Raw genomic sequence first — 12,819 nt, forward strand, 5'->3', positions numbered from 1 at the left:
GCTGCCCATTCTCGATCGCCCAGGCGGCAACGGCTGTGGTGGCTGCTGCCGAATCCACCCCCTTTCCTAGGCTGAGCGCACGAGACTCCTGTTGTGGTCAGCGTCGTGCCCCTGTGCTCCACCTCCGATCTCCACGTGGTGGAGACCCGTCCATTGGTGCCGCCCAGCCTGCTGCATCAGGAGCTGCCGCTGGCGCCGCACACGGCTGAGTCGATCCAGGCGGCCCGCCGGCGCATTCAGGCGATCCTGCGGGGCGAGGACCGGCGCCTGCTGGTGATCGTCGGGCCCTGCTCGGTGCATGACGTGGATGCGGCGCGCGAGTACGCGGATCGCCTTCTGCCGGTGCGCCAGCGCCACGCCGAGGATCTGGAGGTGGTGATGCGGGTGTATTTCGAGAAGCCCCGCACCACCGTGGGCTGGAAGGGTCTGATCAACGACCCCCACCTCGACGGCAGTTACGACATCAACACCGGGCTGCGGCGGGCCCGCGGGCTGCTGCTGCATCTGGCCGGCTGCGGCCTGCCGGCGGCCACCGAGCTGCTCGACCCCGTGGTGCCCCAGTACATCGCCGATCTGATCAGCTGGACGGCGATCGGCGCCCGCACCACCGAGAGCCAGACCCACCGCGAGATGGCCTCCGGCCTCTCGATGCCGATCGGCTACAAGAACGGCACCGATGGCAGCGCCGCCATCGCCATCAACGCCATGCAGGCGGCCTCCCGGCCCCATCACTTCCTCGGCATCAACCACGAGGGCCATGCCTCCATCGTCACCACCACCGGCAATCCCGATGGGCACCTGGTGCTGCGGGGCGGCAAGCAGGGCCCCAACTACAGCCCCGAAGCGGTGACGGCGGCGGCCCGTCAGCTGGAGGCGGCCGGCCTGACGCCGCGACTGATGGTGGACTGCAGCCATGGCAACTCCAACAAGGACTACCGGCGTCAGGGCGAGGTGCTGGCCAGCGTGGCCGCTCAGGTGGCTGACGGTTCCGATGCCGTGCTCGGCGTGATGCTCGAGAGCCACCTGGTGGCTGGCAGCCAGGGTCTGGGCTCCGATCCGGTGAGCCTCAGCTATGGCCAGAGCATCACCGATGCCTGCATCGATTTCGAGACGACTGAGGCGCTGCTGGATCAGCTCAGCGCTGCGGTGCGCGGGTCCCGCTCCCGGCAGGCCGTGCTGACCTGAGGGCCCACGAGCCATCGCAGGCCGGCCACGGCTTGCGTTCGACTGGCACTCTCGAGGTGAGAGTGATAACAACCCCGAGTGATCTGGAAAGATTGTGAAGTGTTTACACTGAACTTCCGGTCCGGTTGCTGAAGCTACTTTGAGCCGACTTTCCTCCGGGAGATCAGGCATGACCTATCTTCTGCAGCTCTGCGGCTTCTCCGATCCGCTGCGGCTGTTCTATCTGGAACAGCAGCAGGGGCCCTGCTACGGCGGCTTTCGCCGCTTCCATCTCGATGATTTGATGGACTGGGCCCTGGCGATCGCCAGCCGCCGCCACTGGGACTCCGATCTCATCGAGAAGGCGGTGATGGACCACTGGCTGCGTCGCGCTGAACAGATCCGTCTCTGGCAGCAGCGCCTCGGCCAGCAGCCTTCCCAGCAGCTGCTGGTGGCCGCCATCGGCACCAATCAGGACTGGCAGCGCCGCTGTGAACGCCTGCTCGAGGTCTGAGCCGGGGTCATCCAGGCGGATTCAGTGTCTCCGGATGGGTTCAGCCGGCTCCTCCCAGCTGAACCCAGAGCCAGGAGACGCTCAGGGGCACGCTGAGGTTGTCGATGCCGGCCACCGCCACCTGCTCCAGCCCTGTGGCCACCAGTGCGAGGGCAGGCAGGGTCCACAGCTCGGGGCCGGTTCCCGTGATCATGCGTGCCAGCAGCAGCGTCAGCAGGCTGACCAGCGCCATCGCCAGCGTTCCGGCCAGGGATTTGCGCTGACCCATCACGCTCCAGCTGGGGGACCGCACGGCCGGCCCCACGAGTCCGGCAAGCCCATCGCCCAGGGCCATCACCATCACCCCAACCGCCATGGCCGCGGCCTGAGCCGGCCAGAACCACCAGGCGAGCAGCGTGATCGCCAGTCCGTAGGCCACGGTGCCGTAGCTGTGGCGGTCCACATCCTCAACGGCCGGCAGCACCCGGATGCGGTGATTGAGGGCGGCCAGCAGGGTGACGCTGGCCGCCACGGGCAGGGCGATCCAGCGGTCCACCTGCACCGCCCAGGCGATGAGCACCACCGGCCCCGTGCCGATGTGCACGATCTTGCGGGGCCATTCCCGCTGAGCGGGCCAGCGCCCCCGCACCCACAGGGCCAGGCCCACCAGAGCCAGCAGCCAGGCGAAGCAGGGGATGAGGGCCAGCAGGTCGGTGCTGGCCGGCAGGGACAGAGGCTCCGTTGAACCGGGGGTGATCGTCAGGCGGCCTGCTGGTAGCTGGTCATGGTGCGGAGCTTGAGGATCGCCTTGGCTTCCAGCTGGCGCACCCGCTCGCGGGACACGTTGATCTGGCGGCCGATCTCAGCCAGGGTCAGGGGCTCGGCGCCGTCCAGGCCGAAGCGGAGCCTGAGGATCTTCTGCTCGCGCTCATTGAGCTGGGAGAGCCAGGTGCCCAGGTGCTCCTTCTGCAGACTGCGGTCCATCCCCTCCATGGGCTCACCGCTGCTGGGATCGGGGATCAGCTCACCCAGGGTGCTGCGGTCCTCCTCGCCGCGGGCGTGGGCGTCGAGTGAGGCGCAGGGAGCGCTCTGGGAGATCAGGTCCTCCAGCTCCAGGGTGGCGATGCCCATGGCCTCGGCCAGCTCCATCCGGTTGGGCTGGCGGCCGAGCTCATGGGAGAGCTCGCGCGTGACACGGCGCATCTTGGAGAGCTTCTCGCTCACATGGATGGGAAGACGGATGGTGCGAGCGCTGTTGTCGATGGCGCGCGTCATCCCCTGGCGGATCCACCAGTAGGCGTAGGTGGAGAACTTGTATCCCATTGCCGGGTCGAATTTCTCAACCGCCCGTTCCAGTCCGATGGCTCCTTCCTGAACCAGATCGAGAAGTTCCAGACCCTGGTTCTGATACTTCTTGGCCACGCTGACAACGAGCCTCAGATTGGCCGCCATCATCCGGTCGCGGGCGCGACCGCCCATGCGGATCTGATGACGCTGGCGCGGTGTGAGTTCGGCTTCGGGAAGATCCTGGAGGCGCTTCATCGCCTGCACATGGTGTGCCAGCTCGATCTCCTCGGCCGGAGTGAGCAGGGGCACACGGCCAATGTTGCTGAGATACCAGCCGATGGAATCGGAGCCGTTTCGGCTACTCCCACGTGCCGCAGAGCTGGATGCGGAACCCTGTAGAGGTGATGTGCGTGGCTTCCGCCGAGAGGCGGGGAGTTTCGGCGGTAGTTGCGGTTCCACTGACGGGCGGCGTGTGCCAGCTCCGGAAGTGGAATCCAGAGGGATCCCCATCACCCTGGCCTCCAGATCTTGATTGTGCGCGGAATGTAGCACCGTGAACCGGGTGCGCCAGGCACAAAGCCGAAGAGAAAACGAAGTTCAAGGGCTGTGTTGCAGGATTTTCAACCAGCACAGTGGAAAACTGTTCACGGCAAACAGAAATTCCTGCTCCGCGGCCCCGGCTGCGGCCGGATTCAGCTGGGCGTCTGAACAAAGCCGCCGTGCCAGCGGTCGATCAGCTGGAGCTGGGAGCGTTGCCCCGTCCCCTTGGCCGGGCGGCGCAGGCTGAAACTGCCGTCGCTGGCCATGTCCCAGGCGCCCGTGTCATCGGTCAGGTACAGCTCCAGCAGCTGTTCCAGCTCCTCCCGCAGCTGCGGCTCATCGATGGGAACCACCGCTTCCACGCGGCGATCGAGGTTGCGCGGCATCCAGTCGGCACTGCCCATGAACAGCTCGGGATCGCCGGCATTGGCGAACCAGAACAGGCGCGAATGCTCGAGAAAGCGGCCGATGATGCTCACCACGGAGATGGTTTCGCTGATGTTCTCCAGGCCGGGTCTGAGGCAGCACATGCCCCGGATCACCAGTTCGATCCGCACGCCCGCCTGGCTGGCCTCGTAGAGCAGGGACACGATCTTCGGGTCCACGAGCGAATTCATCTTGGCCCGGATGTGTCCGCCGCGACCCTCGCGGGCGTGGCGGATCTCGCGCTGGATCAACGCCTCCATGCCTTTGCGCAGCGTCACCGGCGCCACCAGCAGCCGGCGGAAGTTCTGCTGCCGGGAGAAGCCGGTGAGGTAGTTGAACAGTTCCACCAGATCCTGCCCCAGCTCCGGCCGTGCCGACAGCAGGCCGAGGTCGGTGTAGAGGCGGGATGTCTTGGAGTTGTAGTTGCCGGTGCCGATGTGCACATAGCTGCGCAGATGGCCCCGCTCCCGGCGCACCACGAGAACCACCTTGGTGTGGGTCTTCAGGCCGATCACGCCGTAGACCACATGCACGCCGGAGCGTTCGAGATGGCGGGCCCACTGAATGTTGTTGTCCTCGTCGAAGCGGGCCTTGAGCTCCACCAGGGCCATCACCTGCTTGCCGTTCTCCGCTGCACGGATCAGGGCCGCAATGATCGGTGAATCGCGCGAGGTGCGGTACAGGGTCATCTTGATCGCCAGCACCGAGTCGTCGTCGGCGGCCTGGTTGATGAACTCCTCCACCGAGGTGGCGAACAGGTCGTAGGGGTGATGCAGCAGCACATCGCCGCGGCGGATCACCGAGAAGATGCTCTCGAACTCCTCGGTCTTGATCGAGCCGTCCTCGAGCATGCTCCGCTGCGCCCGGGCCAGGCGCGGATGGGTGCGCCCTGAGTGGGGGTCGTCGCTGGCATCGGCCAGGGGAAGGCCCGTCAGGGCGAACAGATCGTCCAGCCCCAGCGGTCCATCCACCCGATAGAGGTCCGCCGCTTCCACGGCCATGCCGTCCATCAGAACCTGCACCACCTCTTCGGGCATCTCGTCGGCCACCTCGAGACGCACCACCTCACCGCCGATGCGGCGTTTGCGCAGCCCCTCCTGCAGGGCCAGCATCAGATCGTCCGCCTCCAGATCCCGCAGCTCCAGATCGGCATCGCGGGTGACGCGGAAGAAGTAATGGCCCTCGATGGTCATGCCCGGAAAGAGGCTCTCCAGGTTGAAGGCCACCACCTGCTCGAGGGGCACCGCCGTGTAGGTGGCCCCGTCCGGGGTGTCGCTGAGTTCGATCGGGATGCTCACGAACCGGCCCAGGGTCTTCTGGGGCACCTTGAGCCGCGCGAACTGCTGCTGGCCGGTCTCCGGGTCGCGGATCGAGGCGGCCACGTTGAGGCTCAGGTTGCTGACGAAGGGGAAGGGGTGGGCCGGATCCACCGCCAGCGGTGTGAGCACCGGGAAGATCGCGGTCTGGAAGTGCTCGTGCACCCAGAGGCGCTGGGCGTCGTTGAGATGGTGATGATCGAGCAGGTGCACACCGCGCTCGGCCAGCTGCACCTTCAGGCGCTGGCGGTAGTGGTCCTGCTGGCGCTGCAGCACCGGGCGCAGCCGCTCCTGAATCGCCTCCAGCTGCTCGCGCGGGCTCAGCCCATCGACGCTGCGCTTGGTGATGCCGGCCTCCACCTGCGACTTGAGCGAGGCCACCCGGACCATGAAGAACTCATCCAGGTTGTTGCTGAAGATCGCGCTGAACTTGGCCTGCTCCAGCAGCGGCGTGCGCTCGTCGAGCGCCTGAGCCAGGACGCGCTCGTTGAAGGCGATCCAGCTCAGTTCACGGTTGATGTACAGGGAGGGCTCCAGGCCGCCAGCACTCATGGAGACACCCTCTTGCATGGGTCTCGGAAACGTAGCAATCGGGACGCGGGAACCCATGTCGCCTGCGCGCTTGCCAGGCTGCGAAGCAATGGAGGATTCGGCCCTGACTCCCACCGACCCGGTGAGCACCGACCCGGCGAGGCCCGCGCAGGAGGCCCTGACGCATCTCAACAGTGCGGGTCAGGTGCACATGGTCGATGTGGGCGGCCGGCCGGCCCGCCGCCGACGGGCCGTGGCGGAGGGATGGATCCGGATGCAACCCCAGGTGTGCGATCGACTGCTGGCCGGCCGTGCTCCCAAGGGCGACGTGCTGGCGGTGGCCCGGGTTGCGGCGATTCAGGCCGCCAAGCGCACCTGGGAGCTGATTCCTCTCTGCCATCCACTTGCCCTCACATCCATTCAGGTGGCCGTGGAGCCGGCCGCTCCCCCGGGAGTGGAGGCCGGGCCGGCGGCGGCCCTGCGCCTGAGCGCCGAGGTCTCCACCGAGGGGCCCACGGGTGTGGAGATGGAGGCCCTCACGGCTGTTCAGATCGGCCTGCTCACCCTCTATGACATGGCCAAAGCCCTCGATCCGGCCATGACCATCGGTCCGGTGCGGGTGCTGAGCAAGGAGGGTGGACGCCACGGTCCCTGGCGCCACCCCGATGCGCTGCCGGCGGAGCAGCGGCATGACTGATCCCTTCCCCCGCCAGGGGCTGCCGCTGGAGGAGGCCCGCGCGCGGCTGCTGGACGGCCTCAGTGTCTCGCTGCCGGAGGAGACCCTGCCCTTGATCGCCTGTCTGGGGCGGGTGAGCGCCCGGCCCGTGGTTGCGGCCGAGGCCGTGCCCGGGTTCCGGGCCTCGGTCATGGACGGCTTCGCTCTGGCCGGCACGGCCCCGGCCGCCGGAGCGGCCTGGGAGTTGGTGGGCCGCTCGGAACCCGGCGCCCCGTACCCCGATCGCCTGCAGCCCGGTGAAGCGGTGCGGATTCTCACCGGCGCGCCGGTGCCCGATGGCTGTGAGCGGGTGGTGCCCCAGGAACTGGCCCGGCTCGAGGGCGACCGAAGCCGGCTGCTGGTGCCGGATGCCTCGAGCGGGCCGGCCTGGATCCGGGCGGCCGATGAGGAGGCACGACCCGGGGACCGCCTGCTGGAGGCCGGTGAGCGCCTGGGTGCGGCGCACCTGGCCCGGCTGGCGGCGTGCGGCGTGGATCGGATCGCGGTGCACCGCCGCCCCACGCTGGCGCTGCTGATCAGCGGCGATGAGCTGGTGCCCCCGGGGCGGCCGCGCGGGCCCGGCAGCATCTGGGAGAGCAACGGCACCCTGCTGGAGGCCCTGCTGCAGCGTCTCGGTTACACCGTGGTATCGCGAGCCGTGGTGGCCGACCGCCGCGATCCCCTGCGTCGGGCCATGACCGACATGGCCGAGCACGCCGATGTGGTGGTGAGCACCGGTGGGGTGTCCGCCGGTGACAGCGACTGGATCCGTCCGCTGCTGGCCGAGCTGGGATCGGTGACCTTCTGGAAGCTCGATCTCAAACCGGGCCGGCCCTTCGCCTTCGGTCAGCTCAAGGGCACCCCGTTCTTCGGGCTGCCGGGGAATCCGGTGTCTGCCGCGGTCACCGCGCTGCAGCTGCTCTGGCCTGCCCTGGAACGGCTCGAGGGCGTGACGGAGTCCCCCTGCCGGCGCTGGCGACTGCCGCTGGCGGCCCCGATCGAGCGCCGGGCCGGGCGGCCGGAGCTGATGCGGGCCGCCCTCGATCGCGACGGTGACGGCCACCCTGTGGCGCGCCTGCTGGGCTCGCAGGCCTCCTCGCGGCTCGGCTCTCTGCAGGGAGCGGACCTGCTGCTGGAGATTCCCGCGGAGGCCACCCGTCTGGAGGCCGGAGAGCGGGTCTGGGCCCAGCTCCTGGCCCTGCCCCTGCTCTGAGGCGCCATTCCTGTGGATCGTCCTTCCCTGCCTCTGCGTCCGATGGCGCCCCGCGACGAAGCGGAGCTGCGCGCGGTGTATGTCGATGCGATCGACAGCACGGCCCCGGGGCTGTACAGCGAGGCGCAGGTGATGGCCTGGCGGTCCGTGGCACTGCTGCCCGGGCCGCTCGATGAGACCCTGCGCCGCGGCATCGGCCTGGTCAGCGAAGGGGAGAGGGGCATCGAGGCCTTCGCCGTGCTGCACCCCTCGGATCGGCTGGCGCTGCTCTACTGCCGGGGGCGATCGGCGCGTCAGGGCCGGGCCGCGGCCTTGCTCGACCGGCTGGAGGCGGAGGCCCGGCGGCGCGGCTGCCGGAGCCTGCGCACCGAGGCCAGCCTGATCAGCCGGCCCCTGCTGGAGCGCCGCGGCTGGCAGGTGGTGGCCCCTGAGCGGATCGAGATCGCCGGGGTGAGCTTCGACCGCTTCCGGATGGCGCTGGCGCTGGATTGAGCGCGATCGGCCCGGGATCAGGTCAGGGGGGTGTTGCGGTCCAGCCAGCGCCCGCGGCCTCCCGACCACTCCCGCTTCCACAGGGCCGCCTCGCTCTTGACCCGCTCCAGCAGCGCCTGGCAGCAGCGCTGGGCCGGGCCGCGGCGGTCGGCCCGCACCGCCACCAGCACCAGCACCTCGCCGGGCCGGACCCGGCCGACCCGGTGCTGCAGCAGAACGGAGGCCACCCGGTGGCTGCCGGCCAGCTCGGCGGCCAGCCGCTGCAGCTGGGCTTCGGTCATGCCGGGGTAGTGCTCCAGATCCATCGCCTCCAGGGCCTGCCCATCGCCGGCCGTGGGCCGCATCCGGCCGATGAACTGGGCCTCGGCCGCTGCCGGTGGCGCCGTCCAGCCCTCCAGCAGCGCCGCCACGGAGATCGGTGCGGCCTGCACCCCGGTGTGGATGTGCATCAGCCTCCCGTCATCGGGGGAAGGAAGGCCACCTCATCGCCGGGCTGCAGCGGTTGATCCCAGCCCACCAGCGCGTGGTTCACGGCAACGCGGATGTGGGCCGCCGGGCCGGTCCCGAGACCGAGGCTGAGCCAGAGGCCGGTGGGGGTGTCGGTTTCGCCGCGGGCGATCGCCACGTCCCGCGTTGTCCATCCGGCCTCCTCCCTCAGGGAGGCCAGCAGCCTGACCGTCAGCATGGTCGAACGCTAACGCCGCTCCCTGGCCGCGGCCCGGCCCCCGGCCAGGATGGTTGGCCTCCGCATGGCCGCTGCCGTGACCCTGTCCGTGGCTCTGCTCACCGTCTCTGACCGGCGCACCCTGGCGGATGACCCATCGGGCGACGGCCTCAGCGAGCGGATCCGCGCGGCGGGTCATCACCTGATCGACCGGCAGCTGGTGCCGGATGACCGGTACCGCATCCGGGCCGTGCTGAGCGGCTGGATCGCGGATCCCACCGTTCAGGCCGTGATCAGCAGCGGCGGCACCGGCCTCACGGGCCGTGACGGCACCCCGGAGGCCGTGGCACCCCTGCTCGACAAGGTGATCGACGGTTTCGGTGAGCTGTTTCGCGTGCTCTCGTTCGAGAGCATCGGCACCAGTTCGCTGCAGAGCCGCGCCCTGGCCGGTGTGGCCAACGGCACGGTGATCTTCGTGCTGCCCGGCTCCCTCGACGCGGTCACCACCGCCTGGGACCGGCTGATCCGGGCACAGCTGGACGCCACCACCACGCCCTGCAACCTGGTGCAGCTGCTGCCGCGGCTCACGGAATCCCCCAGCCGGCCTGCGGGCTCAGCCCCGTCGGTCGGCCCGAGGGCTCAGCCTCCCAGGTAGGCCATCTCGGCATGGGCCGTTGCCGTTGCCGGATCCCGGAGCCGTTCGGACCGCTCCTCGCTGTAGCGGTCGCTCCGAGCGCCCCAGAGGGCGGCGATGGCCCGGCTCAGGGCCTCCGGCCCCTGCCGCAGGGGCTGGCGCAGGTCCGTTCCCTGGCTGGCGAACAGGCAGGTGTGGGCCATGCCGTTGGCGGTGATCCGCAGCCGGTTGCAGTCGCCGCAGAAGGGCTGGCTGATCGAGGCCACAACGGCCAGCAGGCCGCCGCCGTCCCGGTAGCGCCAGCGGGATGCTGTGCCGTGCTGCGGACGCCCCAGGGGCTCCAGCGGCCAGGCGGCGCCGATGCGCTGCACCATTTCAGCGGCCGGCATCACCTGATCCGGCCGCCAGCCGTTGCGGGAGCCCACATCCATCGCCTCGATCAGCCGCAGCTCCACCCCCAGCTCCCGCGCGAGTCCGGCCAGGGGCACAACCTGATCCTCATTGCGGCCGCGCACGATCACGGCGTTGAGCTTGAGGCGCCCGGCCCCGGGCTCGAACCCGGCCTGCCTGGCCGTCGCCAGCGCGGCGAGCACGGCCCGGAGGCAGTGCTCCCCCTGGGCCGGGCTCGCCTGCGGGGCCACCATCCGGGCCACCGAGGCGGCCGTGGTGCCATCGAGGCTGAGGGTGAGCCGATCGAGCCCGGCCTCGCGCAGCTCACGGGCCAGCCGGCGGGTGAGCCGCTGGCCGTTGCTGGTCATGGCGATCTCCCTGAGCCCGACCGCTCGCAGGGCGCTGAGATCCCGCACCAGTTGCGGCAGGCCGGGGTGCAGCAGGGGTTCCCCACCGGTGAGCCGCAGCGTCGAGAAGCCCAGACCGGCCGCCACCGCCACCAGGCGGACCCGCTCGGGATCCGACAGCAGCCCCTCCGGCTCGCGGTTGTCCGGGCAGCAGTAGGGGCAATTGAGATTGCAGCGCGCCGTGAGGGAGAGCCGCAGCACGCCGGCCGGCCGGCCGAGGCGATCGCTGAGCGGGGCGTCAGAAGCGCGACCAGCCATGCCCTGTCCTCGCGTCAGTCAGATCGGCCGGCGTGTTCAGGTTGTGCAGCGCCGGCTCCGGCAGCGAATGGAGCTGAACCGGGCAGCGGCGGATCCAGCCCAGCAGGCTCCGCTCTCCCTCCAGCACGGCCCGGCGCAGCGACGGCCGCAAGGCTGCGGGGTAGCGGCCGGGCAGCGGATGCCAGCGGCCGGCGGCCTCGGCGATCTGGATGGCCTCACCGGTCGCCTCCAGCCACGGCCGGAGGCTGGGGGCGCTGAGCCCCGGCATGTCCACCGCAATCACCAGCAGATCCTCATCCGGATGGGCCTCCATCAGTCGGCTCAGGGCCAGCAGAGGGCCTTCCCAGGGTGGCGGCTCCGGAATCCGATGCACCCGGCTGCCGAAGCGGCTGGCGAGGTCGTGATGGCTGGGATGCCGGCTGATCAGGCTGACGGGGCTTCCCAGGCAGAGCAGCAACTGCAGCTGGCGCTCCAGCAGGGTGCCGCCGCAGGCCCGCCGCAGCAGAGCCTTGTCGGTTCCCATGCGCCGGCTGGCGCCACCGCTCAGCAGACACGGGCGCATGGAGAAGCGGTGGTGGACTGCTGACCCGGACGCATTTTGTAACAAAGGTCACCGCGGCGGGGGGCCCCGCGCTGGTGAGATGCTGAGGCGGTGAGCATCTTGCGCCGTTTGTTAGTGCCTGAGCGCATTCTTTAGAAGCCAGGATTCTCACCACACTTTAATCAACATGCTTGGAGAGATCTGGTCTTTCCAGGGGAGATATCGAACCCTCCATCTCACCTGGTTCGCCTTTTTCCTGACCTTTGTGGTCTGGTTCAACCTGGCTCCACTGGCCACCACCGTTCGGGCCGACATGGGCCTTGATCTGGGCCAGATCCGCACGATCGCCATCTGCAACGTGGCGCTGACGGTCCCCGCCAGGGTGATCATCGGCATGCTGCTGGACAAGTTCGGGCCCCGCATCACTTACTCGTCCATTCTTGTCTATGCGGCCATTCCCTGTCTGATGTTCGCCACCGCCCAGACCTTTGGGCAGCTGGTGGTGGCTCGCCTGCTGCTCTCGATCGTGGGCGCGGGATTCGTGATCGGCATCCGCATGGTGGCTGAATGGTTCCCGCCCAAGGAGATCGGCCTGGCCGAAGGCATCTACGGCGGCTGGGGCAACTTCGGCTCCGCTTTCTCCGCCCTGACCCTGGTGATCGTTGCCGGCTGGCTGAGCTTCGCCGGTGGCGCCAGTGTGGACGGCGTGATCCTCAACTGGCGTGCAGCCATTGCCCTGACCGGCATCATCGCCGCCATCTACGGCGTCATCTACTTCTTCAGCGTCAGCGATACCCCGGAGGGCAAGACCTACCAGCGCCCCCACAAGACCGCCGGTCTGGAAGTCACTTCCATCCGCGATTTCTGGGGGCTGATGGGAATGAACGTTCCCTTCGCCGCCATTCTGGCCGTGCTCGCCTGGCGTCTTCAGAAGGTGGGCTTCCTGAACAGCACCACCTTCCCCCTGGCGATTCTTGCCATTCTCATCTGGTACGGGGCCCAGTCATGGGGTGTGATCCGCACCAACAAGGATCTTCTGCTCGGTCGCAAGACCTATCCCAAGGAGGATCGCTACAGCTTCCGTCAGGTGGCCATTCTGGAGCTCACCTACATCGTGAACTTCGGCTCCGAGCTCGCGGTGGTGTCGATGTTGCCGAGCTTCTTTGAATCGACCTTCTCCCTGCCCAAGTCGACCGCCGGCATCCTGGCGGCCTCCTACGCCTTCATGAATCTGGCGGCCCGTCCGAGTGGTGGCCTCCTCTCGGACCGCCTCGGCTCGCGCAAGAACACGATGGGCTTTCTCACCATCGGCCTCGGCATCGGCTATCTGCTGATGAGTCTGATCAAGCCGGGAACCTTCGTCGGCAGTCCCGGTGTGATTTTGGCCGTTCTGCTCACCATGTTCTGCTCCTTCTTTGTGCAGGCCGGTGAAGGCTCCACCTATGCCCTGGTGCCCCTGGTGAAGCGGCGTGTCACGGGTCAGATCGCCGGTCTGGTCGGGGCCTACGGCAACGTCGGCGCTGTGGCCTATCTGACGATCTACTCGCTGCTGCCGATGTGGATCGGTGGTGGTGCCGAGCCCACCCCTGCTGTGGTGGCGGCCTCGAACTCCACCTTCTTCCAGATCCTCGGCATCGCCGGACTGATCGTGGGCTTCCTCTGCTACTTCCTTCTGCGCGAACCGAAGGGCTCGTTCGCCGATCTGCACGAAGGGGAAGAGGAGACCCCCGCCCTCAGCGCCGTCTGAC

The 12,819-nt window shown here is 68.7% G+C and carries 14 protein-coding genes; 7 read left to right on the top strand and 7 right to left on the bottom strand.

Annotated elements, in window-relative coordinates; translation table 11 throughout:
- Positions 1 to 111: 111 nt before the first annotated feature.
- Both EVJ50_RS10625 and EVJ50_RS10630 read left to right on the top strand, forming a co-directional pair.
- Complete coding sequence (locus tag EVJ50_RS10625; RefSeq protein ID WP_150884985.1) at positions 112 to 1,185, top strand: 3-deoxy-7-phosphoheptulonate synthase; 1,074 nt, start codon at positions 112 to 114, stop codon at positions 1,183 to 1,185.
- Between the two features lie 169 nt (positions 1,186 to 1,354).
- On the top strand, positions 1,355 to 1,678 hold the full coding sequence (locus EVJ50_RS10630; RefSeq protein ID WP_150883920.1) for a hypothetical protein: 324 nt from the start codon (positions 1,355 to 1,357) through the stop codon (positions 1,676 to 1,678).
- Positions 1,679 to 1,718: 40 nt separating this feature from the next.
- Here the strand turns inward: EVJ50_RS10630 and EVJ50_RS10635 are convergent, their stop codons facing one another.
- The 3 genes from EVJ50_RS10635 to ppk1 form a co-directional block, all read right to left on the bottom strand.
- Positions 1,719 to 2,324, bottom strand: a complete 606-nt coding sequence (locus EVJ50_RS10635; RefSeq protein ID WP_225322900.1) for a diacylglycerol/polyprenol kinase family protein — start codon at positions 2,322 to 2,324, stop codon at positions 1,719 to 1,721.
- Positions 2,325 to 2,416: 92 nt separating this feature from the next.
- Positions 2,417 to 3,454 carry an RpoD/SigA family RNA polymerase sigma factor gene (locus tag EVJ50_RS10640; protein WP_150883922.1) on the bottom strand — a complete coding sequence of 346 codons (1,038 nt, stop codon included), beginning with the start codon at positions 3,452 to 3,454 and terminating at the stop codon, positions 2,417 to 2,419.
- A gap of 182 nt (positions 3,455 to 3,636) precedes the next feature.
- Positions 3,637 to 5,778, bottom strand: coding sequence for a polyphosphate kinase 1 (gene ppk1, locus EVJ50_RS10645; RefSeq protein ID WP_150883923.1), 2,142 nt, complete (start codon positions 5,776 to 5,778; stop codon positions 3,637 to 3,639).
- Positions 5,779 to 5,866: 88 nt separating this feature from the next.
- Here ppk1 and moaC point away from each other — a divergent pair, with 88 nt between their 5' ends.
- From moaC to EVJ50_RS10660, 3 genes are read left to right on the top strand one after another with little or no spacing between them, the layout of a single operon-like run.
- A complete protein-coding gene (gene moaC / locus EVJ50_RS10650) occupies positions 5,867 to 6,454 on the top strand; it encodes a cyclic pyranopterin monophosphate synthase MoaC (protein WP_150883924.1) in 588 nt (195 codons plus the stop codon).
- Positions 6,447 to 7,685, top strand: coding sequence for a gephyrin-like molybdotransferase Glp (glp, locus tag EVJ50_RS10655; RefSeq protein ID WP_150883925.1), 1,239 nt, complete (start codon positions 6,447 to 6,449; stop codon positions 7,683 to 7,685). The genes moaC and glp overlap by 8 nt, the downstream gene beginning before the upstream one ends.
- 42 nt (positions 7,686 to 7,727) lie before the next feature.
- Positions 7,728 to 8,177: a GNAT family N-acetyltransferase gene (locus EVJ50_RS10660; protein WP_225322901.1), complete on the top strand. Its 450-nt coding sequence runs from the start codon at positions 7,728 to 7,730 to the stop codon at positions 8,175 to 8,177.
- A gap of 17 nt (positions 8,178 to 8,194) precedes the next feature.
- On the opposite strand, the gene EVJ50_RS10665 is transcribed toward EVJ50_RS10660, so the two are convergent.
- Positions 8,195 to 8,626: a molybdenum cofactor biosynthesis protein MoaE gene (locus tag EVJ50_RS10665; protein ID WP_150883926.1), complete on the bottom strand. Its 432-nt coding sequence runs from the start codon at positions 8,624 to 8,626 to the stop codon at positions 8,195 to 8,197.
- Positions 8,626 to 8,862: a MoaD/ThiS family protein gene (locus EVJ50_RS10670; RefSeq protein WP_150883927.1), complete on the bottom strand. Its 237-nt coding sequence runs from the start codon at positions 8,860 to 8,862 to the stop codon at positions 8,626 to 8,628. Before EVJ50_RS10670 ends, EVJ50_RS10665 begins: the two co-directional genes overlap by 1 nt.
- Before the next feature lie 76 nt (positions 8,863 to 8,938).
- On the opposite strand from EVJ50_RS10670, the gene moaB reads away from it, so the two are divergent.
- Positions 8,939 to 9,496, top strand: coding sequence for a molybdenum cofactor biosynthesis protein B (gene moaB, locus EVJ50_RS10675; protein ID WP_150883928.1), 558 nt, complete (start codon positions 8,939 to 8,941; stop codon positions 9,494 to 9,496).
- Here the strand turns inward: moaB and EVJ50_RS10680 are convergent.
- Together EVJ50_RS10680 and EVJ50_RS10685 are read right to left on the bottom strand one after the other, a co-directional pair.
- Positions 9,481 to 10,530 (bottom strand): GTP 3',8-cyclase MoaA, encoded by a 1,050-nt coding sequence (locus tag EVJ50_RS10680; protein ID WP_150883929.1) that lies wholly within the window; start codon positions 10,528 to 10,530, stop codon positions 9,481 to 9,483. The genes moaB and EVJ50_RS10680 overlap by 16 nt on opposite strands.
- The gene (locus EVJ50_RS10685; protein ID WP_150883930.1) at positions 10,511 to 11,092 is read right to left on the bottom strand and encodes a molybdenum cofactor guanylyltransferase; all 582 of its coding nucleotides are present in this window, start codon (positions 11,090 to 11,092) and stop codon (positions 10,511 to 10,513) included. Before EVJ50_RS10685 ends, EVJ50_RS10680 begins: the two co-directional genes overlap by 20 nt.
- A gap of 166 nt (positions 11,093 to 11,258) precedes the next feature.
- On the opposite strand from EVJ50_RS10685, the gene EVJ50_RS10690 reads away from it, so the two are divergent.
- Entirely contained in the window at positions 11,259 to 12,818 is a 1,560-nt protein-coding gene (locus tag EVJ50_RS10690; protein ID WP_150883931.1) for a NarK family nitrate/nitrite MFS transporter, read from the top strand.
- The last annotated feature ends 1 nt before the right edge of the window (position 12,819 follow it).

Origin of the sequence: Synechococcus sp. RSCCF101 (assembly GCF_008807075.1) — a bacterium.
In the GTDB taxonomy this organism is placed as follows: Bacteria; Cyanobacteriota; Cyanobacteriia; order PCC-6307; family Cyanobiaceae; genus RSCCF101.

Excerpts from the sequence above, each read along its gene's own strand:
- EVJ50_RS10630 (WP_150883920.1), top strand. The coding sequence starts at position 1,355 with ATGACCTATCTTCTGCAGCTCTGCGGCTTCTCCGATCCGCTGCGGCTG.
- EVJ50_RS10640 (WP_150883922.1), bottom strand. The coding sequence starts at position 3,454 with ATGGGGATCCCTCTGGATTCCACTTCCGGAGCTGGCACACGCCGCCCG.
- ppk1 (WP_150883923.1), bottom strand. The coding sequence starts at position 5,778 with ATGAGTGCTGGCGGCCTGGAGCCCTCCCTGTACATCAACCGTGAACTG.
- moaC (WP_150883924.1), top strand. The coding sequence starts at position 5,867 with ATGGAGGATTCGGCCCTGACTCCCACCGACCCGGTGAGCACCGACCCG.
- glp (WP_150883925.1), top strand. The coding sequence starts at position 6,447 with ATGACTGATCCCTTCCCCCGCCAGGGGCTGCCGCTGGAGGAGGCCCGC.
- EVJ50_RS10660 (WP_225322901.1), top strand. The coding sequence starts at position 7,728 with ATGGCGCCCCGCGACGAAGCGGAGCTGCGCGCGGTGTATGTCGATGCG.
- EVJ50_RS10665 (WP_150883926.1), bottom strand. The coding sequence starts at position 8,626 with ATGCACATCCACACCGGGGTGCAGGCCGCACCGATCTCCGTGGCGGCG.
- EVJ50_RS10670 (WP_150883927.1), bottom strand. The coding sequence starts at position 8,862 with ATGCTGACGGTCAGGCTGCTGGCCTCCCTGAGGGAGGAGGCCGGATGG.
- EVJ50_RS10680 (WP_150883929.1), bottom strand. The coding sequence starts at position 10,530 with ATGGCTGGTCGCGCTTCTGACGCCCCGCTCAGCGATCGCCTCGGCCGG.
- EVJ50_RS10685 (WP_150883930.1), bottom strand. The coding sequence starts at position 11,092 with ATGCGCCCGTGTCTGCTGAGCGGTGGCGCCAGCCGGCGCATGGGAACC.
- EVJ50_RS10690 (WP_150883931.1), top strand. The coding sequence starts at position 11,259 with ATGCTTGGAGAGATCTGGTCTTTCCAGGGGAGATATCGAACCCTCCAT.